Genomic DNA, 21,772 nt, shown 5'->3' with positions numbered 1-21,772 from the left:
AGGATGAAAAAATGGATTATGAATACTTCCGGGTAGAAGAATCCGAGCAGTTTTCATTTTTCCGTATTCCCAAGGCACTGTTTACAGAAAAGGAATTTGAAGGTCTGTCCACGGATGCAAAGCTTCTGTATGGTATCCTGCTGGACAGAATCAACCTTTCAAAGAAAAATGGCTGGGTGGATGCTGACGGTTATGTGTATATCATCTACACGGTAGCTGAACTTCAGGAAGTGCTGAACATGTCACACACAACGGTCACAAAGCTTCTCAGGGAGCTTGACAGTGTACATGGCATCGGTCTGATCGAACGGTATCGACAGGGCTGCAACCGTCCATCGGTGATATATGTGAAGAACTTCGTAAAACGCATCCGGGCAAAACCGGCAGTTTATTATCCTTCTGGAACGCAAGAAATTTGCTGTCCGGAACGCAAGAATCTGGCAGTCCGGAATGCAAAAAACTTGCTGTCCGGAACGCAAAAAAATGGAAGTCCGGAGTGCAAGAATTTTGCCACAAATAATACTGATATAAATAAGACTGATAAGAATGATACTGACAGGAGTAAGAGCCGCTCTTCGGAAAAGGAAAGCACCTGTCTGTACGGACGGTTTGGAAATGTCCGGCTTTCCGTGGAAGAAAACCGGGAGCTGCGGAAACTGTATCCGTATGACTTCCAGAGGATGATTGACCAGCTTTCTGCTTATATGAAATCCACTGGAAAAACCTATCAGGATCATTTCGCAACGATTCTTCTCTGGGCAGGAAGGGAAGAACTGAAAACCGGTTCTGGAAGATATGACTTTGAGGAAGGAGAGAGTCTATGACAGATAGCAGGAATGTGGCTGATTTTCTTGGGGAAGACGGATGCCTCCGGTGTGGTGTATGCGGGAAACGGAAACAGCTGAGGATCAATTTTATGGGAAGGGACCGTGTAGTGGGCTGCCTGTGTGACTGCGAGGCTCAGGCAAGAAAAGAAAAAGAAGAGCAGCTCCGCAGGGAAGAAGCCCAGAGGGAGCTTTACCAGAGAAAATCGGTAGGACTTAGAGACCGGAGGTTCTGGGAATGGCGATTTGAAAATGATAATGGGTCAAATGATAAGATGCTCATTGCCAGGCAGTATGCAAAAAACTGGGAGAAGATGAAAAAAGAAAATGTAGGGCTTCTCCTGATGGGTCCGGTGGGGACTGGGAAGAGTTTTTTTGCCGGGTGTATTGCCAATGCCCTTCTGGAACAGGGGGAGCGGGTGATGATGACGAACTTCTCACGTATCCTGAATGAAATGACAAACTATCAGGCAGATAAAAACCAGATTGTGCAGAATCTGGTGGATTACCCGCTTCTGATTATTGATGATCTGGGGATAGAACGTAATTCAGAGTTTGCCCTGGAGCAGATCTATAACGTGATTGACAGCAGGTACTGTAAAATGAAGCCTCTCATCATCACAACAAATCTCGGGTTGAATGATATGAAAGATGAATCGCTGGATGTAGCCCATAAGCGGATTTACAGCAGAATATTGGAGATGTGTGTGCCTGTCTATTGTGGCGGGGCAGACAAAAGAAGGGAAGAAGGAACGGAAAAGCTCGGTCGGATGCAGAGTCTGATCAGAGTCTGATCGGTTCTTTTTTGATGAAAGGGGTGATACCAATGGTCTTAGGTTGGGACAGCACGTAATACGCTGAAAGGAGGGAAATTCATGCAGGAAGAAGTAACACAGAAAACGGTGACTTTTTGTGTGCGTACCACAAAAATGACGGCAGATGTGCTGAAAAAAGTGATTGCCGCATACCTGCGGCATCAGAAACAGAAAAGTGCTGAGAAAAAAGCACAGAAAAATCAGCCGAAACAGGGGAAAATCACGGTGAGGGAGCTGGCAAAGCAGAATGCCGGGATGACGAATATTGAGATCACACCCAAGAACATCAAGTCTTTTGAACGGTATGCCAGAAAATACGGGATCAATTATGCCCTGAAAAAGGATAAGACCAAAGATCCGCCGGTTTATATGGTGTTCTTTAAGGGACGTGACCAGGATGCGATCACCGCAGCTTTCCGTGAATTTTCCCAGAAAGAGATCCAGAAGGCGAACCGCCCTTCCATCCACAAACGTCTGGCAGCATACAGGAGTATCGTTGCAGGGAAGACGAAGGGCAAAGCCAGGAATAAGCATCAGGAGGTATCCCGGTGAGAAAACTCACAATAGGGGGTCTGACCAACAAGCTGAAAGCAAAAGCCAGAGTTACGCTGTCCGCTTTGGATATGAAAAAGCTTGTTCTGACCAATGTTCCATATCTTTTCATCTTTTTGTTTGCAGACAGGGCATCCTGTTTGTATCGGGCAAGCCCCGGGGTAGATATGGGGAACAAACTTTTATATGCCATGGAGCACGCTGATCGGATCCTGACCGGGTTCCTGCCAAGTCTTTACTACGTGGATCTTCTGGTGGGGGCCGGGATTGCGGCAGTTGTGAAGATACTGGTCTGGCAAAAACAGGCAGATGCAAAAAAACTCCGAAAAGGAGTGGAGTATGGTTCAGCCAGGTGGGGAACAGCGGAAGACATCAAACCATTTATGGCAGATGATTTCTGGATGAACATTCCGCTGACGGCAACAGAATCCATTACCATGGAGAGCCGTCCGAAGAACCCAAAGTTTGCCAGAAATAAAAACATCTGCGTCATCGGCGGTTCCGGTAGTGGAAAAACAAGGTTTTTCGTAAAGGTCTCTATTATGATGATGAACTGTTCCATGGTCATCACAGACCCGAAGGGAACACTGATCGAAGAATGCGGGAAGATGTTAGCCAAAGGACCGCCAAAGAGAGACAAGCATGGAAATGTTGTGAAAGATAAATCCGGGAAGGTGGTGCATGAGCCTTATGTGATTAAGGTCTTAAATACTATAAACTTTTCCAAATCGCTCCACTACAATCCGTTTGCCTACTTAAAATCTGAAAAGGATATCCTGAAACTGGTGACGGTTATCATTGCCAACACCAAGGGAGAAGGGGAAAAGGCAACCGAAGATTTCTGGGTCAAAGCAGAAAAACTGCTGTATACGGCACTGATTGCTCTGATCTGGTATGAAGGAGACGAGGATGAGAAGAATATGAACACCCTGATCGACCTTCTGAATGAAAGCGAGACCAGGGAGGATGACGAGAATTACAAAAATCCAGTGGATATGCTGTTTGAGGATCTGGAAAAAAGGAATCCGGAACACTTTGCGGTACGCCAGTATAAGAAATACAAGCTGGCGGCAGGTAAGACAGCTAAATCCATCCTGATCAGCTGTGGTGCCAGACTGGCTCCGTTTGATATTGCCGAGCTTCGGGAGATCATGAGCTATGATGAGATGGAACTGGATAAGGTGGGAGACCGAAAGACGGCACTGTTTCTGATTATGTCAGATACAGATACTACCTTTAACTTTGTGATCGCCATGCTGCAGTCCCAGCTTTTCAATCTGCTCTGTGATAAGGCAGATGATCAATATGGCGGCAGGCTGCCGGTCCATGTGCGGGTCATCTGCGATGAGTTTGCCAACATCGGGCAGATTCCACAGTTTGATAAGTTGATTGCCACCATCCGAAGCAGGGAAATCTCTGCTTCTATTATTTTGCAGTCGCAGAGCCAGCTGAAGGCAATGTACAAGGATAGTGCGGACACAATTCTGGGGAATTGTGACACGATGTTGTTCCTTGGGGGCAAGGAAAAGACCACCCTGAAAGAGATGAGTGAGCTTCTGGGGAAGGAGACGATTGACCTTTATAACACCTCGGAAACACGCAGCAACCAGAAGTCATTCGGGCTGAATTACCAGAAAACCGGGAAACAGCTGATGACGGAGGATGAGATCGCAGTCATGGACGGCGGGAAATGCATCCTGCAGATACGTGGTGTCCGTCCGTTCTATTCGGACAAATACGATATAACCAAACACCCCAATTACCGGCTCCTTGCGGATTACAGTGAGAAGAACCGGTTTAAGGTGGAAAAGGAACTGGATCCGAAGTACTCACCGAAACCTGATGATGAGGTGGAAGTGATGGAAATGGATCTTTCAGAAGACGGGAATGAGCAGGAAAATAATGAGGAAAGGAATAACTAACAGGGTGCGCCGGTATTGTTACCGGCGTTTTTCATTCCCGGTTACACCCGGCAAAGTTAGTTTTGGTGATTTATATGGCATTTTTTACCAGTGCAATTACTACTCTGAAGACCCTGGTCGTAGCAATCGGGGCGGGCCTTGGCGTATGGGGTGTCATCAACCTTCTGGAAGGTTATGGGAATGACAACCCCGGCGCAAAGAGCCAGGGAATCAAACAGCTCATGGCAGGAGCTGGAATCATGCTGCTGGGAACTACCCTGATTCCCCAGCTGGCAACGCTGTTCGGTTAATGGGGTAATGGATGAACACCATTATCGAACGAATCACGGAAGCCATCAAGGAGATCCTCATCGGGATGATCCAGAATGGTCTGGAAGGGATGTTCGTGGAGGTCAATGATAAGGTGGGAACGATTGCCAGTCAGGTAGGGCAGACACCGCAGGGATGGAACACAGGGGTTTTTAACCTCATTCAAAACCTGTCTCAGACGGTGATCGTGCCCATCGCCGGTCTGATCATTACGTTCGTGCTTTGTTATGAGCTGATCACGATGGTCACACAGAAGAATAACTTCCATGAGTTCGAAACTTACAACATTTTTCTCTGGATCTTTAAGGCATATGTGGCGATTTACCTTGTGACGAACACATTTAATATCACAATGGCGGTATTCGATGTGGGGCAGCACATCGTAAACGGTGCAGCCGGTGTGATCTCCGGAAGTACGGCGGTGGATGCTTCTGCCGCCATTGCTACCCTGACGGAATCTTTGGAAGAAATGGAGATCGGGGAACTGTTTTTGCTGGCAATGGAAACACTTCTCATCAGCCTTACCATGAGCATCCTCTCCGTGATTATCACGGTGATCATGTATGGCAGGATGATTGAGATCTACCTTTATACTTCCGTGGCACCGATCCCGTTTGCCACCATGACCAATAAGGAATGGGGCAATATCGGGAACAACTATCTGAAAGGCTTGTTCGCCCTGGCATTTCAGGGATTCTTCATGCTGGTCTGTGTCGGTATTTATTCCGTATTGGTCAATGCGATGACCATATCCACGAACCTGCATGGGGCAATGTTTTCAGTGGCGGCATATACGGTCGTACTGGCATTTTCACTGTTTAAGACCGGAAGCCTCAGTAAATCAATATTCAATGCCCACTGATGGGCAGGAAAAGAAAGGAGTACTACCTATGGCGTATGTACCAGTACCAAAAGACCTTACCAAGGTCAAGACAAAAGTAGCATTGAACCTGACAAAGCGGCAGCTGATCTTTTTTTCGCTTGCCGCAGTAGTGGGAGTCCCGTTATACCTGCTGGCAAAGAAACCCCTTGGTTCCAGTGTGTCAGCGATCCTTATGGTAACTGTCATGCTGCCATTTTTCTTTATGGCAATGTATGAAAAAGACGGTCTCCCTTTTGAAAAAGTGATGGGAAATATCATCCGCCAGAAATTCATCTGTCCGGCGAAACGTCCGTACAAGACGGAGAACTTCTATCAGGCGGTGGATTCCCTCGTAAAGAAGGAGGGCGTGCCGGATGGCAAAAAAGAAGAAACAGGCACAGCAGCAGTGCCTGGAAGCGGCGGCAAGAAAAAACCGTCAGGAAAGAAGAAAAAGAAACGACAAAAAGGAAAGGGAAAAGGAAAAGCTTAGGAAAAAACAGGAGAAAGAAAGGAAACGGCAGAAGAACATTCCCCATACTGCCCAGCAGAGCATCCCTTATCAGCGGATGTTTGCGGATGGCATCTGCCAGGTATCGAAAAACTTTTTTTCCAAAACCGTACAGTTTTACGATATCAATTACCAGCTTGCCCTGAATGAGGATAAGACCACGATCTTTGAAAACTACTGTGATTTCCTGAATTACTTTGACTCGTCCATCAGTGTGCAGCTGTCTTTTATCAACCAGCAGGTGGATGTGGCAGAGTTTGAAAAGAGCATTGATATCCCGGACCAGAATGATGATTTCAACGAGATCCGGGAAGAATACCGGACGATGTTAAAGAACCAGCTTTCCAAAGGGAATAACGGTCTGGTGAAATCAAAGTATATTACGTTCGGGATTGAAGCGGAGAGTTTAAAGGTGGCAAGACCGAGGCTTGAGCGGATTGAGGCGGATATCCTCAACAACTTTAAAGTGCTTGGGGCACAGGCTCATCCATTGAACGGGGTGGAGCGTCTTGAGATCATGTACCATGTGTTCAATCAGGACCGGATCGAGCCGTTCCGGTTCAATTACAAGATGCTTCCACAGACGGGACTTAAGACAAAGGATTTTATCGCACCGACATCCTTTAATTTCTCAAAGAATTCCTCTTTTATGATGGGAAAAACACTGGGAAGCGTCAGCTACCTGCAGATCCTCGCACCGGAACTGACTGACCGTATGCTGGCAGATTTTCTGGATGTGGATGAGAGCATCAATGTGAATATCCATATCCAGTCTATTGACCAGACCTCTGCCATCAAGATGATCAAGAGTAAAATCTCTGACCTGGACAAGATGAAGATTGAAGAGCAGAAGCGGGCGGTGCGTTCCGGCTATGACATGGATGTGCTGCCATCTGACCTTGTGACCTATGGGGAAGAAGCGAAGAACCTTCTGGAAGACCTGCAGTCCAGGAATGAGAGGATGTTCCTTGTCACTGTCCTTGTGATGAATACGGCAAAGAAAAGGCAGAAACTGGACAACAACATTTTCCAGGTGCAGGGCATCGCACAGAAGTATAACTGTTCCCTGCGTCCTTTGGATTACCAGCAGGAAGCGGGGCTGATGTCCTGTATCCCACTGGGAGTAAACAGAATCGAGATCCAGCGTGGGCTTACCACCTCGGCAACAGCGATCTTTGTGCCATTTACGACACAGGAACTGTTCCAGGAAGGGGAAGCCCTTTATTATGGTCTGAATGCGTTGTCCAACAACATGATCATGGTGGACCGGAAGCGGCTTAAAAACCCAAACGGGCTGATCTTAGGTACACCGGGTTCCGGTAAATCCTTCTCAGCAAAAAGGGAGATTACCAACTGCTTCCTCATTACGGAAGATGACATTATCATCTGCGACCCGGAAGCAGAGTATTACCCGCTGGTGCAGGCACTGCATGGGCAGGTAGTCCGTATCTCACCGGTATCGACCCAGTATATCAACCCGATGGACTTAAACCTTAACTATTCCGAGGAGGATAATCCTTTATCTCTGAAATCGGATTTTATTTTGTCTCTTTGTGAGCTGATCGTGGGAGGAAAGAACGGTCTGGAACCGGTGGAAAAGACCATCATTGACCGGTGTGTGCGTCTTGTGTATCAGGAATATCTTTCCGATCCGGTGCCGGAGAAGATGCCGATCCTTCAGGATCTGTATGACCTGCTCCGGGGGCAGGATGAACCGGAGGCACAGCGGCTGGCAACCGCACTGGAAATTTACGTTACCGGTTCATTGAATGTGTTCAACCACCGGACAAACGTGGATATCAATAGCCGGATCATCTGCTTTGACATTAAGGAGTTGGGAAAACAGCTGAAAAAGATCGGGATGCTCATCGTCCAGGACCAGGTTTGGAACAGGGTAACGGTCAACCGTTCCGCCCATAAATCGACCCGGTACTATGTTGATGAATTCCATCTGCTTTTAAAGGAAGAGCAGACGGCAGCCTACAGTGTGGAGATCTGGAAGAGGTTCCGTAAATGGGGAGGTATCCCGACCGGTATCACCCAGAATATCAAGGATCTTCTGGCAAGCCGTGAGATTGAGAACATTTTTGAGAACTCGGATTTCATTTACATGCTCAACCAGGCATCCGGTGACCGGCAGATCCTGGCAAAGCAGCTGAACATTTCACCGACCCAGCTGTCCTATGTGACGAACAGCAATGAAGGTGAGGGACTTTTGTTCTATGGAAATGTCATCATCCCGTTTGTGGACAGGTTCCCGAAGAACAAACTGTATCAGCTATTAACCACCCGTCCGGAAGAGACGGGAGATCAGGCATAGGAGGAAAAACGATGCATGTATTAGCATATTTTCTGACATTTACAGCAGGTATGGTATGTGGTCTGGTTCTTACCTGTATCGTGCATGCAGGAAAAAAATGAAGGAGGTAACAGATGGCAGAACAGAGAATGAAAGCCAGGGAGAAAACTGTCCAGAAGATGACAAAGGACGGTTTAGTGGAAGAAAACCTGGCAGATAAATCCACTGTTCGTGTCAGCAGCCGTACCCGGGATGTGCAGATGTCAAAAAAGGATACCGGAAAAGGGATGGATCTTTCCAACCGGAGAGGGACGAGAGAGGACAGTACGGATCCGGTCAGGCATTCTGTGCAGAACTCCAGGGATGCACCGGCAAAGGCACAGACAGTAGACAAAGCAAAATCCCGGAAAATGATCCGGGAACAGGCAGAGGGCAGTTCCAAACTGTCACTGGAAGAGAAGAAAAACGGCAGTGGGAAACTTCAGGAGAAGCATACAGACCTTGCCCAGTCAAGGGGAGATGCGAGGAAGAAACAGAACGGAGGAAGTAAAAAGCCGGGGCAGAAGCAGAGGCTGAAGTTTGCCTATGAGGAGACGGCGGAGGCAGTCAGGGATGGTAATTCTTCAGCTAAACTGAACCGGATGGATGCGGACGGGGTAAATTTCCGCCATGATGCCCAGAAGAAACGGAACCAGAAGATGGCTCACACGGAGGCAGAAAGGAAGAACGCACCAAAGAAGCATTCCATGAAAGAAAAGGTCTATCAGGAAAATGCAGAAAGTGCAGGGGCGAAAAAGAAAAGCCGGCTGAAATTTGAAGGGGAAAGCCCGAAAGATACTTCCCTTGTCAAAAAGGCAGGCACCGCTGTGGCAGTATCTGTCCATCGCCAGGTCAGAAAAAATGATGATGGCAATGCGGCGGTGGAAGGCGCAAACAGTTTAGCAGAAGGTTCAGAGGGGCTTTACCATCTGGAACAGAGAAGTGCCAGAAGGCGGAACCGGAGAAAAAGCCGGTCAAGTGCTTATCAGGCAAAGAAAACAGCGCAGGCTGCGGCAGAATCTTCCATAAACCAGGAACGGTCTTATTTGAAGAAGCTGATCCAGAAACAACGGATCAAAAAGGAATATTCCAAAGCAAAACAGAGTGAGCAGGCAATGGGGACTGCAGCGGTCGGCACGATTGACTATATCAAGAAGATCGGCGGCAAAGTTACCAACTTTTTCAAGGAACACCGGAAGGTATATATCAGCATCGCTGCCCTGATCGGGATGATGTTCCTCATCATGACCAGTGTAACGTCCTGTTCCTCGGCATTTATGCAGAGCCTGATCAATTACACCGGAACCAGTTATATCTCTTCGGATGAGGCAATCCGGCAGGCAGATCTTTACTACACACAGCTGGAAACAAACCTCCAGGAGAGGATCAACCAGATGGAATCGGAAGAGCCGGGACATGACGAATACCGGTACAATATCGGACCGATTGAGCATGACCCGTTTGTTTTGATCAGCTACCTGTCTGCCAAGTATGAAGAATTTACCTTTGAGCAGGTCAAGCCGGAACTGGACAGGCTGTTTGCACTCCAGTACCAGCTGGAGACAGAAGTTGTGAATGAGACTGTGACAGAGACAACGACGGTCCGGGTAGGGGAATCCCTTGGAAATGTTGTGACGAGCGGTTACTGCAACTGCCCGATCTGCTGTGGCATATGGTCAGGAGGACCGACGGCATCCGGGGTGTACCCGACAGCGAACCATACCCTTGCGGTAGATGCGTCCAACCCGTTTGTTCCAATGGGGACAAAGGTGGTCATGAATGGTGTGGAATACACGGTAGAAGATACCGGGGCATTTGCCCGTTACGGTGTCCAGTTTGATGTGTATTATGACAGCCATTCGGCGGCATCCGCACATGGGCATCAGACCTGGGAGTGTTTCCTTGCGGATGATAACGGAAGCCGGGAGGTGGAAGTGACACGTACCAGGGATGTGGATGTTTTGAATGTGACGTTAAATTCCGGCAGCCTGACAGGCATCTGCCAGAGCCGTCTGGGGATTTTCCAGAGGGAACTGTTTGCCGCCTATAACGAAACAAAGGGCAACCTGCAGATGTTCGGGACACCATTTGATTTCAACTGGTATTACAACGTAAGCAGCTATTACGGATACCGGATCCATCCAATCTCCGGTGCAAACCAGCTCCACAATGGAGTGGATATCGGAGTGCCGGAAGGTACGGAGGTACTGGCAGGGCTGACCGGTACGGTAACAACTTCTGCCTATAATGACAGCTATGGCAATTATGTGGTGATCAAAGACAGCAAAGGCTATGAACTGCGGTATGCACATCTGAAAAGCAGAAGTGTTTTTGCAGGGGCTGCCATTACCAAGGGGGATGTGATAGGGCTTGCAGGAAATACCGGCAATTCCACAGGAAGCCATCTCCACATGGAACTTCTCAAAAACGGGGAACGCATGAACCCGATCTTCTATCTGGAAACAGGGGAAGGAACCATTTTTGGTGGAAATGAGTACACCAGTGAAGCAGCACAGAGGCTACTGCAGGAAGCAGCCAGATATCTGGGAACCCCGTATGTATGGGGCGGATATTCCCCAAGCGGGTTTGACTGTTCCGGTTTTGTAAGCTACTGCCTGACCAATTCAGGGGTAAGGAATACCGGAAGGCTGACTGCCCAGGGGCTTTATGATATCTGTACACCGGTATCAGAGTCCGATGTCCAGCCGGGAGATTTGATCTTCTTTACCGGAACCTATAATGCAGGTGTGCCGGTAACGCATATCGGTATCTATGTAGGCGGCGGGCAGATGATCCACTGCGGGCATCCGGTACAGTACACATCCATTTATTCATCCTACTGGCAGAGCCATTTTTATGGATTTGGAAGATGGTAAAAAAGGGCGGTGGTCATGCCGCCCGGAAAGGAGCAGTATGAAGAGCCTTGAAAAAGCAGTTGCCGATTATGAAAAGGCAAAGGAAAAAATGGAGGCATCCAGGGCACGGTATGAAGCAGACCTGAAGCGGTTTAAGGCTGCGGAAGCGGCAAAGACAGAAGCGGAGAACTTGGAAATCGTGCGGATCATCCGTGGCATGGATATGACCATACCGGAACTGAATGCGTTCCGGGAGAGAATGAAAACGGAACTGCCGACACTGGCAGGATTCCAGAAGGAGGAAACAAGAGCTGATGATGAATTTAGAGAAAATGAAAGAACAGAGGGCACCGGGCAGGCACAGGAAATGGGGCAGTAACGTAAAAAGAGGCGTTTTTGCAGTTACCACATTTTTATGTATGGCAACCCCGTTTTTTTCTGCCCGGAGCATTTATGCGGCGGAGAGCACAAACCCTGCCATCGCCATTGAAAAGCCGGACGGGTGGAAACAGGGAGATACTTCTGTTTCCATTACTGTAGATGCCAGCCAGATGGGGGAAGGCTTTAAAGTCGCAAAAATCGAAGCAAAGACTGGGAAAGATGGGAGCTGGCAGGACGTTACGGAGTCCAGAAGCATTACCATCAACGGAAACCAGACAATCTATGTGCGGGTGACGGATGCAGAAGGGACGGTGTATGAACAGAACCGTTCCATCCGCTGTTATGATACGGAAAAACCAACGCTTTCTGCCTCCCTTACGGATGGTGTGCTGACCATCCAGGGAAATGATGCGGTATCCGGGATCTCTGCGGTAACTGTCAACGGTACTACCTATACGGAACTTTCGGATGGAAAACTGAAGGTCCAGCTTACACAGAAAGATTTTACCACAAAGCAGATCGAGATCACAGTGACGGATGGTGCCGGGAATACTTCCGATAAGTACACTCTCCAGAACCCGTATTATGAATGGGCGGTACGTCAGGCACAACAGCAAAGTACAGCGAACAGCGATATGAGTACCACTGGCAGTGCTGCCACAACGGAAGAAACGGCCACATCCCCGCTTCCGCAGGACGCACAGGCATCGGAACCGACGGAGGCAAGGGGAACCGTGGATGACCGTACTGTGACGGGGATTGAAGAAGAACTGGCAGCATCCGGGGAAGATGCAGAAAACATTACACAGACAGCAACGGAAGGGACGAAAGAGTTTTACACCATTTCCACCAAAAGCGGCAAGGTGTTTTATCTGGTCATTGATAATTCCAGGTCGCAGGACAATGTGTATTTCCTGACGGAAGTCAGTGAAAAAGACCTGATGAACTTCACACTTTCCGATACGGTAACGCTTCCGGAGGTAGATACTGTGTATGCAGAACCGGAAACAGAGGAACCGGAGCCGACGCAGGAGCCGGAAGAGGAAGAGCAGGAAACAGAGGAAGTGCAGATGCCGGAGGATAAATCCCCGGTTGGTTCCTATCTTTTGATCGGGCTGGCAGCTGCCGGTGCGTTGGGTGCCGGATATTACTTCAAGGTCTATAAGCCGAAGCATGAATACGATGATGAGGATGAATATGAGGATGATGAGTCCGAAGAAGCGGAAGAACCTGCGGAACCGGATGATGCGGAAGAAGAGACACTTCCGGATGAAGAGGATCCAGAGGAAGTCCTGGAAGATGAGGAGGAATCATAATGGGGTGTTTTGATGCAGATGAAAAAATATCCGGTTATCTATGCAGATCCGCCGTGGCAGTACCGTGTGTATTCCAAAAAAGGATTAGGGCGGAGTGCAGAGAGCCATTACCCCACAATGGGGATTGATGAGATCCGTGCCCTGCCGGTGGCGGAGCTGGCAGAAAAGGATTGTGCCCTGTTTTTGTGGGTGACGATCCCGTGCCTGCTGGAAGGGCTTTCCGTCCTGCAGGCCTGGGGATTCCAGTATAAGACCATTGCTTTTGTCTGGATCAAGCAGAATAAGAAAGCGGACAGCCTGTTCTGGGGAATGGGTTACTGGACAAGGAGCAATGCCGAATTCTGTATCCTGGCAACCAGAGGTTCACCGAAACGGCAGTCTGCCGGAGTCCATCAGGTGATTGTATCCCACATCGAGGAACACAGCAAAAAGCCGCAGGAAGCAAGGGAGAGGATCGTGCAGCTGATGGGTGATGTGCCCCGCATTGAGCTGTTTGCCAGGCAGAAGACGCCCGGATGGGATGTCTGGGGGAATGAAGTAGAATCCGATATTGATATGGAAAGCAGAAAGGATGAGTGAGATGAAGTTAGTAATAGCAGAAAAGCCGTCTGTTGCGATGGCTCTGGCAAAGGTGGTCGGAGCCAGGGAACGGAAAGACGGATATGTGGAGGGAAAGGAGTATCTGATATCGTGGTGCGTCGGGCATCTCGTAGCATTTTGTGACGCATCGGAATATGATGAACGTTACAAAAAATGGAGATATGAAGACCTCCCGATCATACCGGAAGAATGGAAAAGGAAAGTCCTTGACGGGACAAAGAAGCAGTTCCAGATTTTAAAGAAACTGATGAACAGCAAAGAAGTGGATGAGGTCATCTGTGCCACAGATGCCGGAAGGGAAGGGGAGTTGATCTTCCGTCTGGTCTATGAGCAGGCAGGATGCAAAAAGCCGGTCAAAAGGCTTTGGATTTCATCCATGGAAGAACGTGCAATTAAAGAAGGTTTTGCATCGTTGAAAGACGGTTCGTGTTATGAAGACCTTTATCAGTCAGCTTTATGCAGGGCAAAAGCAGACTGGCTGGTAGGGATCAATGCGAGCCGTCTTTTTTCCGTCCTTTACAACCAGAACCTGAAAGTGGGCAGGGTGCAGACCCCGACCCTTGCCATGATCGTGGACAGGAACCAGAAGGTGAAGGAGTTTGTAAAAGAAAAATACTATGTAGCCCACTTAACATTCGGGGAGTTTGATGCTGTCTCTGAGCATTTCCAGAAAAAGGAAGAAGCGGATCAGGTGGCTGCCGACTGCAGCGAACGCATGTGCCAGGTGGAGAAAGAAGATGTGCAGACGAAAACCGTGCGGGCACCGAAACTGTATGACCTGACTTCTCTCCAGAGGGATGCCAACCGTATCTTTGGTTACACGGCACAGCAGACGTTGGATTCTGTTCAGGAGATGTATGAAAAGAAGCTGGTGACGTATCCCAGGACAGACAGCCAGTATCTGACAGATGAGATGGGGAACAGTACGAAACAGCTTATTCAGTTGCTGTTATCCAGGATGCCTTTTGCGGAGGGTATTGCGTATGAACCGGATATTTCTAAAGTACTGAACTCTAAAAAGGTATCAGACCATCATGCAATTATCCCCACTTCGGAAGTGGAGAAAGCAGATCTTCAGAAGCTGAAAGAGAAGGAGAGGAACATCCTGTATCTGATCAGTGCCAGGGTACTCACTGCAACGGCGGATCCCTATATTTATGAGACCCATAAGTGCCAGCTGACCTGCAACTTCCATACGTTCTATTTCAATGCAAGGAAGACAAAACAGGAAGGGTTCCAGGCGATAGAGAAGAAACTGAAACAGTTTTTAGGTGTCAGGGAACCGGAACAGGAAGCGGAATATGACCTTTACCTTGGAAGGAATATCGGTCCGTGCAGCACTTCTGTTTCAGAAAACTTTACCCAGCCGCCCCGCCAGTATACGGAAGACACGCTTCTGGCGGCGATGGAGCGGGCAGGCAATGAAGAACTGACAGAGGATACGGAAAAGAAGGGGCTTGGTACACCGGCAACGAGAGCCGGGATCATTGAAAAACTGATCCAGTCCGGCTTTGTAAAAAGGGAAAAGAAGAATCTGGTGCCGACAGATGCGGGGAATGTACTGGTCACAGTCCTTCCGGATGAGATCAAGTCCCCGAAGATGACAGCAGAGTGGGAGATGGCATTAAACCATATCGCACAGGGGACAGAGACGGCAGAGCATTTCTTAAATGGGATCACGGATATGATGGGAGGATTGATTTCCCGTTACCATTCGATTTCAGAGGAGGAAAGCAGCCGTTTTCCGGGAACCGCCAGGGGAGAAGTAATCGGGAAATGCCCGGTCTGTGGAAGTGATGTCCGGGAAGGGAAGAAGAATTATTACTGCACCGGGCAGGAATGCCGCTTTTCTTTGTGGAAGGATGACCATTTCCTTGCAAGCCAGGGGAAGAAGATGGATAAAGCAACGGCAAAAAAATTCCTGAAGAAAGGCAAAGTCCATTACAAAGACCTGGTATCGAAAAGAACCGGGAAAAGTTATGAAGCTACCGTAGAAATGGTAGTTGACAGTGAGGGAAAAGCACAGTTTAACCTGCATTTCCCACAGCGGTAGTTAGGAACCAGGCAGCTAAAAGGCTGTCTGTTTTCATATAAAAATGAAAGAGAGGACATGATCTATGAGAAGAACAGGACATTTAAGGAGACTTGTATCCGGATTTCTGGCAGGGCTGACGCTGTTATCCACGGTGTTATCGCCCATGACAGCGTATGCGGCAGAACCCAAAGCGGAAGAAAAGCCGCCCCTTTATGAAGAGGTCAAGGATCTGCTGGACGAAGATGAAGTGGTAAAAGCCAAAGATTATGAAATTACCGTTGGCAGTGAATTTGATGTCACCTGTGATTTTACCGGGCTGGAGATCAAAGATGACAAAAAAGTAAAAGTCACTTTTGAGGAAGCTAAGAATGAAGAGGGAAAGGATTTTGCTTTAGACCACGCAGACAGTTATAAAGCCGTCTACTACGTGGAGCCGGTCAATGAGGCACATCCGAAGTACCAGATCAGCAGAAACCTGATCGTTAAAGAGGCGGAAACAGAAGTGCAGGCTGCTTCAGAAGGAGGCGGCGAAGATGCCGGTTCCAGCGGTACAGAGGAAGCGGCAGATGATGATGAGGCAGACTCGCAGACGTTATCTGCAGAAGAGAGTGAAACAACAGAAACTTCCATGGAGACGGAAGCTGCCACAGAACCAGTCACAGAGGCTGAACCAGAAACGGAAATAGTAGAAAGCACCGAAGTTCTTCCGGAAGAGGAACTGGATGCAGCACTGGAGGAAAGCGAAGGGCAGGAAACCGTTGACCCGGAGACCGGGCTTTCCGTATCTGATGTACTGGAACAGGGCGAAGAACAGGGAATTGATATGCTGAGCCTGGAAGAAGGCGAGACGGTACAGTTTCAGGCACAGGCACTGTTTGCAAGTGCCAGATCCACGACCTCCGTCAGTGTAACCAGAGGGGCATATTACTATTATGCAGATTATGGTCTGGGTTCTTACCTGACCGCACCTTATACCGTTAAGTTTGGTGATGTTACTGCTACTGCCTATTGCGTACAGCCATCCAAGCCGGGGCCGGGGGATGGAACTTATACGATCACAAAGCTCAGTGACGGAAAGACTTTAGCGAAAGTCTGCTATTACGGTACAAAAGCCAGCGGGGATGAAGGATTTTTCGCAGAAAAGCATCCGGATTTCTCTACCGGAAAGCGTTTTATCATTACCCATCTGGCAGCCGCTTATGCAAATGGAAGCAGTGATGCCTTTTCCGGCACCAACTCCACCGGACAGGCGCTGGCCATGGAACTCTATAACTACTGTGTGAGCCAGCCGGAGATCCCGGACGTGGCGATGTCCTTTTCCAATGCGAAGGTAAAAGCCTATATTGACGGCAATTCCCAGAGAACGGAAGAGATCACTTTTAAGGCAGATGCGCTTCAGACCATTACGATGAAGCTTCCATCCGGCGTGAAATTCCACAACGTTTCAACCGGAAAGACCAGTGCGGCAGGGGCAAGCGTAGAAGTATCCGGCGGCACAAAGTTCTATCTTTCCGCACCGCTGACACAGGCGGAAGATGTAAGCGGCTCTTGGGCAGTGACCATGAAAGGAAGCATTACCAAGGATTATTCCGCTTATAAGATCACCACAGGGTCATCCACTCAGGATCTGGCACTGGTATTTGGAGAAGGTGTCACAGATGAGAAGTATGTGGATTTCAGTGTGGAATGGGTGAAGATGGCAAAGATTGAGATCGTGAAAAAGGATGCCGGAAGCAATGCAAAGGTAGCTGGTGCGGTGTATGGCATTTACAGTGATGAAGCAGGAAAAAACCTGATCGCAAAGATGCCTGCAACCGATGCCAATGGTGCATCCAGTATCACCATTGAAAAGACACAGAATACCGTGTACCTGAAAGAGATTTCCGTACCGAACGGCTATGTGCTGGATACCAAAGCCTATGGGATCAACCTGGTCATCGGCGGGACTACAAAGAAAGACGTAACTGATAAGGAACAGTTTGCAGACCTGACCGTTTATAAGGAAGGGGAAGTGCTGACCGGTGCTTCTGTCACAGATTCCGGCGTGGTGTTCCAGTACACAAAACAGAGATTGAAAGGCGCTGTTTATAATGTGTATGCCGGAGCGGATATCAAAGCGGCAGATGGAAGGGTTATTTTCCAAAAGGGTGCCCTGGTAAAAGAGGGGCTGACCACCGGTGAGGATGGCAGTGCAACCCTTAAGAACCTGCATCTTGGCACTTACGTTGTAACAGAAACGAAAGCCCCGGCAGATTATGTGTGCAAAGGGGAATCCAAAACCATCACCTTAAGCTATGCAGGACAGAATGTGGAAGTGGCAGTAGGAAATGTGACCTTTGCTAATGACCGCCAGAAGGCAAGCGTATCTGTGGTGAAACAGGACGATACCACAAAGAACCCGCTGTCCGGAGGAATTTACGGACTGTATGCGGCAGAGGATATCGCTGACGTATCCGGGAATGTGGTAGTGAGAAAAGATACCCTGATTGAAAAAGCAACAACCGGAACCGATGGAAACGCTGTATATCAGGCAGACCTGCCGATCAACCACAGCTATTATGTGAAAGAGCTGCAGGCACCTGTGAACTACTACCGTAACAGTGAGGATGTATTCTCTTTCAGATTTCAGTACACCAACGATAAACAGGCATCTGTCGCATTTACTCATACGTTTGAGAATGAACGTGTCAATGCGACGATCCATCTGGTCAAGAAAGATAAAGAGACCGGAAGAAACACCCAGGGAGACGCCGCCTTTGAAGGCGCTGTTTATGGAGTGTATGCAAGAGAAAACATCATCCATCCGGATGGAAAAACCGGCATCCTCTATAAAGCAGGAAGCCAGGTGGCAACCATGACGGTTGATAAAAAGGGTGATGCTTCTGTAGTAGACCTGTACCTTGGAAAATACTATGTGAAAGAGATCACACCGCCGATTGGATACCTGATCGACGAGGGTGAGTATGACCTGGAATGCAGTTATGAGGGAGACCTTGTAAAAACTGTGGAGCGCAGTACGGAATCTTCGGAACAGGTCATGAAACAGCCGTTCCAGGTGATTAAAGCGGCGAACAATGGAAAGACAGACGCAGACCTGTTAAAAGGTGCCGGATTTACTGCTTACTTAAAGAGCAGCCTTAAGACCAATCCGGACGGCAGTTACGATTTTGCTTCTGCCAAGCCGGTAGTACTGACCGCAGATGGAAAAACAGAGATGTTTACCGATGCCAGAGGCTATGCCTGCAGCATCCCGCTTCCGTATGGTACTTACCTTGTGAAGGAAACAACAACCCCGCACAATTATAAGCCGGTGGATGACTTTCTTGTTACCATCAGTGAAAACCATCCGGATGAGCCGCAGATCTGGCGGATCCTTCTGGATGATGAATTTAAAGCAAAGTTAAAGATCGTGAAGAAAGACGATGAAACAAAGAGACCGGTGCTTGTGGCAGGTACAGAATTTAAGATTTATGACCTGGACCATGAGAAATATGTGGAACAGGTAACGACTTACCCGACCACTGTTACCCACAAATCCTATTTCACAGACAGCCAGGGTTATCTGATCCTTCCGAACAATTTAAGCATCGGACATTACCGGATCGAGGAAGTGACAGCCCCGGATGGCTATACCTTAAACCAGAATTACGTGGAGATCGCAGTGGATTCCAATACGGCATACCAGATGGATTCTGTCAGCGGGGATGTGGTGATTGAAGTAGATTACGAAAACCATCCGGTCAAAGGAAAGCTGACTGTTTACAAAAAAGGTGAGATGCTTGCTGGATTTAACAAGGATTTCATTTACGAAGAGCAGTTTCTGAAAGATGCCGTCTTTGAGGTGTATGCGGCGGAGGATATTTACTCCCCGGATTACCAGAAGGACGCAGATGGAAACTGGATTGTAGTCTATGCAAAGGATACACTGGTGACTACGATCACAACCGGTGAGGATGGAATGGCAGTGGCAGAAAACCTTCCGCTTGGTGCTTACCGGGTAGTGGAAAAAACAGCTCCGGAAGGGTTTGTGTTAAATCCGGAGGCTGCAGAAGTTGTCTTTGTCTATGAAGGCCAGGATACTCCGGTAGTAGAGCAGGAAGTGACCGTCGGTGATGAAAGACAGAAGGTAGCGATTACGGTTGAAAAACAGGATGCGGAAAATAGTGCAGTTGTGGCAGGTGCAGTATTTGGTATCTACAACAAAGAAGATATTACCGCAGACGGCAAAGTAATTGTTGCGGCAGATACCCTCCTTCAGGAAATGACTTCGGATGAGAAGGGGCAGGCAGGCTGTACACTGGATCTTCCGCTTGGAAGCTACTATGTGAAAGAGCTGAAAGCCCCGGCAGGTTATGTATCTTCCAATGAGGTCCTGAACTTTGATGCTTTCTATCAGGGACAGGATGTGGAAACGGTTGTTTTGAAAGCCGTGAAGAAAAACCAGCCGACCACAGTGGAGATCACAAAATCTGACATTACCACTGGAACAGAACTGGATGGTGCAAGCCTGAAAGTGCTGGATAAAGATGGGAATGTTGTGGATGAATGGACTTCTGTTAAGGAAGCCCCACATGTGATCAAACGTCTGGTAGTCGGGGAGACTTACACACTCCGGGAAGAATTTGCCCCGTATGGATACCTGAAAGCAACGGATATCACTTTTACTGTTGAGGATAACGGTGATGTCCAGAAGGTTGAAATGAAGGATGAAGTGCCGACCGGGCTTCTGATCATCAACAAAAAGGGTGAATTCCTGGATAAAGTAACGCTTCTGGATAATGCAAAAGGCACGGTGGAGCATCTGTTTGAGTATATCACTGGAAGCCTTACCGAAGTTACTTTTCACGTTTATGCCGCTGAAGATATCAAAGCGGCAGATGGTGTCAGCGAGGATTATTTTAAAGCAGATGAACTGGTGGGAACCATTACCACCGATGCCAATGGTATTGCACAGCTTGGGGATCTTCCGGTTGGAAAATACTATGTGAAAGAGGCAGAAACTGCCCATGGTTATGTGCTGGATGGGGAGCCAAGATATGTGGATTTAAGTTACCGTGACCAGGATACCCCGGTGGTAACGTATGATGAAGCATGGCAGAACAACCGCCAGAAAGTCAAAGTGACCGTCCTGAAAAAGGAAAAAGACACGGAGCGTGTACTGGCAGGCGGTATCTTCGGATTGTTTACAAGGGAGGATATCAAAAATGCCAGTGGTGATGTCCTGCTGGAAGCAGATACGCTCATTGAGCTTAAGACCACGGATGAAAACGGTCAGATTACCTTTACGGCAGACCTGCCGGTAGACGGAAACTATTATGTGAAAGAGCTGTATGCTCCGGATGGTTTTGTGACCACCAATGAGGAACAGGATTTCACCTTTGAATATGCCGGTGCGGACCAGGCAGAGGTAAGCTATGATTTTACCTTTGAAAATGAGGCTACAACCGTGGAACTGACAAAATCTGACCTGACAACAGGGGATGAGCTTCCCGGTGCCCACCTGAAAGTGACCGATGAGGACGGCAATGTGGTGGATGAATGGGTATCCACAGAAGAAGCCCATGTGATCAAAGAGCTGGTAGTCGGCAAAACCTACACAATGACAGAAACCAAACCTGCAGATGGATATGTAACCGCAGAAAGCATCGAATTTACCATCGAGAATACTGCGGAAATCCAGAAGCATGAAATGAAGGATGATGTGACAAAGGTACAGATCAGCAAGACAGATATCACCGGAGACCAGGAGATCCCTGGTGCGAAGCTTACGATCCTGGATGAAAATGACCAGGTAGTGGAAAGCTGGACTTCCACAGAGGAGCCGCATTATGTGGAGAAGCTGCCGATTGGCAGATACACACTCAGGGAAGAACAGGCACCGAAAGGATTTATCCTGACAGCCGATGTCTCCTTTGAAGTGAAAGATACCGGCGAGATCCAGACGGTTGTTATGAAGGATGATACCGCAAAGGGTAAAGTGATCCTGAATAAAACAGATAAGGAAACCGGAGAGCCATTAAAAGGCGTGGAATTTGAACTCCGTGACAGCAAAGGGAAGGTACTGGAGACCTTAAAGACGGATGCTGCCGGTCATGCGGAGAGCAGCCTTTATGAGATCGCAGATTACAAAGACGGTAAATATGCCGGTGAGAAGAAATATTATCTGGTGGAAATCAAGACGCTGGATGGATATACACTGGATGAGACCGAGCATGAGGTGGTATTTGCCTACAAAGATGACAGCACACCGATTGTGGAAGTGACCTTTGACCTGACAAATGACAAGCCGGAAGTGCCACAGACAACGGAAGGTACGCTGGGAACACCGTCAGCAGGTAATCCGAAGACCGGTGATGAGACGAATCTCTGGCTTCCGGTGGTACTGCTGGCAGTATCTGTAAGCAGCATTGCCGGACTTCTGGCAGACAGAAGAAAGAGAAAAAGAAAATAGAAAC

The 21,772-nt window shown here is 48.3% G+C and carries 14 protein-coding genes; all 14 read left to right on the top strand.

The annotated features are described in order from the left end of the window. Positions 1-11 precede the first annotated feature (11 nt). Positions 12-824, top strand: a complete 813-nt coding sequence (locus tag WMO65_RS11530; RefSeq protein ID WP_118743343.1) for a replication initiator protein A — start codon at positions 12-14, stop codon at positions 822-824. Next, complete coding sequence (locus WMO65_RS11525; protein ID WP_118743344.1) at positions 821-1,618, top strand: ATP-binding protein; 798 nt, start codon at positions 821-823, stop codon at positions 1,616-1,618. Before WMO65_RS11530 ends, WMO65_RS11525 begins: the two co-directional genes overlap by 4 nt. Positions 1,619-1,699: 81 nt before the next feature. Next, positions 1,700-2,191 (top strand): PcfB family protein, encoded by a 492-nt coding sequence (locus WMO65_RS11520; RefSeq protein WP_118743345.1) that lies wholly within the window; start codon positions 1,700-1,702, stop codon positions 2,189-2,191. 71 nt (positions 2,192-2,262) lie between these two features. After that, positions 2,263-4,113 (top strand): VirD4-like conjugal transfer protein, CD1115 family, encoded by a 1,851-nt coding sequence (locus WMO65_RS11515; protein ID WP_243107804.1) that lies wholly within the window; start codon positions 2,263-2,265, stop codon positions 4,111-4,113. A gap of 74 nt (positions 4,114-4,187) precedes the next feature. After that, positions 4,188-4,403 carry a Maff2 family mobile element protein gene (locus WMO65_RS11510; RefSeq protein ID WP_002587871.1) on the top strand — a complete coding sequence of 72 codons (216 nt, stop codon included), beginning with the start codon at positions 4,188-4,190 and terminating at the stop codon, positions 4,401-4,403. Positions 4,404-4,414: 11 nt separating this feature from the next. Beyond that, entirely contained in the window at positions 4,415-5,284 is an 870-nt protein-coding gene (locus WMO65_RS11505; protein ID WP_032511037.1) for a VirB6/TrbL-like conjugal transfer protein, CD1112 family, read from the top strand. 28 nt (positions 5,285-5,312) lie between these two features. Next, the gene (locus WMO65_RS11500) at positions 5,313-5,774 is read left to right on the top strand and encodes a PrgI family protein (protein ID WP_022615249.1); all 462 of its coding nucleotides are present in this window, start codon (positions 5,313-5,315) and stop codon (positions 5,772-5,774) included. Further along, positions 5,659-8,112 (top strand): VirB4-like conjugal transfer ATPase, CD1110 family, encoded by a 2,454-nt coding sequence (locus WMO65_RS11495; RefSeq protein ID WP_172970820.1) that lies wholly within the window; start codon positions 5,659-5,661, stop codon positions 8,110-8,112. The genes WMO65_RS11500 and WMO65_RS11495 overlap by 116 nt, the downstream gene beginning before the upstream one ends. A 128-nt stretch (positions 8,113-8,240) precedes the next feature. Further along, on the top strand, positions 8,241-11,006 hold the full coding sequence (locus WMO65_RS11490) for a CD1108 family mobile element protein (RefSeq protein WP_118743367.1): 2,766 nt from the start codon (positions 8,241-8,243) through the stop codon (positions 11,004-11,006). Positions 11,007-11,043: 37 nt separating this feature from the next. Then, positions 11,044-11,364, top strand: a complete 321-nt coding sequence (locus WMO65_RS11485) for a DUF4315 family protein (protein WP_002585007.1) — start codon at positions 11,044-11,046, stop codon at positions 11,362-11,364. Beyond that, a complete protein-coding gene (locus WMO65_RS11480; RefSeq protein WP_330365797.1) occupies positions 11,300-12,682 on the top strand; it encodes a CD1107 family mobile element protein in 1,383 nt (460 codons plus the stop codon). Before WMO65_RS11485 ends, WMO65_RS11480 begins: the two co-directional genes overlap by 65 nt. Before the next feature lie 18 nt (positions 12,683-12,700). Further along, a complete protein-coding gene (locus WMO65_RS11475; RefSeq protein ID WP_032511075.1) occupies positions 12,701-13,261 on the top strand; it encodes an MT-A70 family methyltransferase in 561 nt (186 codons plus the stop codon). Position 13,262: 1 nt separating this feature from the next. Beyond that, the gene (locus WMO65_RS11470; protein WP_118743346.1) at positions 13,263-15,335 is read left to right on the top strand and encodes a DNA topoisomerase 3; all 2,073 of its coding nucleotides are present in this window, start codon (positions 13,263-13,265) and stop codon (positions 15,333-15,335) included. 64 nt (positions 15,336-15,399) lie between these two features. Beyond that, entirely contained in the window at positions 15,400-21,768 is a 6,369-nt protein-coding gene (locus WMO65_RS11465; protein WP_118743347.1) for an LPXTG cell wall anchor domain-containing protein, read from the top strand. Positions 21,769-21,772 lie beyond the last annotated feature (4 nt).

Source organism: Blautia caccae, from assembly GCF_040095955.1.
GTDB lineage: Bacteria > Bacillota > Clostridia > Lachnospirales > Lachnospiraceae > Blautia > Blautia celeris.
Note: the sequence above shows the minus strand (reverse complement) of the source record. Positions and strands in the feature narration are given on the sequence as shown.

Excerpts from the sequence above, each read along its gene's own strand:
- WMO65_RS11500 (WP_022615249.1), top strand. The coding sequence starts at position 5,313 with ATGGCGTATGTACCAGTACCAAAAGACCTTACCAAGGTCAAGACAAAA.
- WMO65_RS11480 (WP_330365797.1), top strand. The coding sequence starts at position 11,300 with ATGATGAATTTAGAGAAAATGAAAGAACAGAGGGCACCGGGCAGGCAC.
- WMO65_RS11475 (WP_032511075.1), top strand. The coding sequence starts at position 12,701 with ATGAAAAAATATCCGGTTATCTATGCAGATCCGCCGTGGCAGTACCGT.
- WMO65_RS11530 (WP_118743343.1), top strand. The coding sequence starts at position 12 with ATGGATTATGAATACTTCCGGGTAGAAGAATCCGAGCAGTTTTCATTT.
- WMO65_RS11490 (WP_118743367.1), top strand. The coding sequence starts at position 8,241 with ATGAAAGCCAGGGAGAAAACTGTCCAGAAGATGACAAAGGACGGTTTA.
- WMO65_RS11525 (WP_118743344.1), top strand. The coding sequence starts at position 821 with ATGACAGATAGCAGGAATGTGGCTGATTTTCTTGGGGAAGACGGATGC.
- WMO65_RS11520 (WP_118743345.1), top strand. The coding sequence starts at position 1,700 with ATGCAGGAAGAAGTAACACAGAAAACGGTGACTTTTTGTGTGCGTACC.
- WMO65_RS11515 (WP_243107804.1), top strand. The coding sequence starts at position 2,263 with ATGAAAAAGCTTGTTCTGACCAATGTTCCATATCTTTTCATCTTTTTG.
- WMO65_RS11470 (WP_118743346.1), top strand. The coding sequence starts at position 13,263 with ATGAAGTTAGTAATAGCAGAAAAGCCGTCTGTTGCGATGGCTCTGGCA.
- WMO65_RS11465 (WP_118743347.1), top strand. The coding sequence starts at position 15,400 with ATGAGAAGAACAGGACATTTAAGGAGACTTGTATCCGGATTTCTGGCA.
- WMO65_RS11485 (WP_002585007.1), top strand. The coding sequence starts at position 11,044 with ATGAAGAGCCTTGAAAAAGCAGTTGCCGATTATGAAAAGGCAAAGGAA.
- WMO65_RS11495 (WP_172970820.1), top strand. The coding sequence starts at position 5,659 with ATGGCAAAAAAGAAGAAACAGGCACAGCAGCAGTGCCTGGAAGCGGCG.
- WMO65_RS11505 (WP_032511037.1), top strand. The coding sequence starts at position 4,415 with ATGAACACCATTATCGAACGAATCACGGAAGCCATCAAGGAGATCCTC.
- WMO65_RS11510 (WP_002587871.1), top strand. The coding sequence starts at position 4,188 with ATGGCATTTTTTACCAGTGCAATTACTACTCTGAAGACCCTGGTCGTA.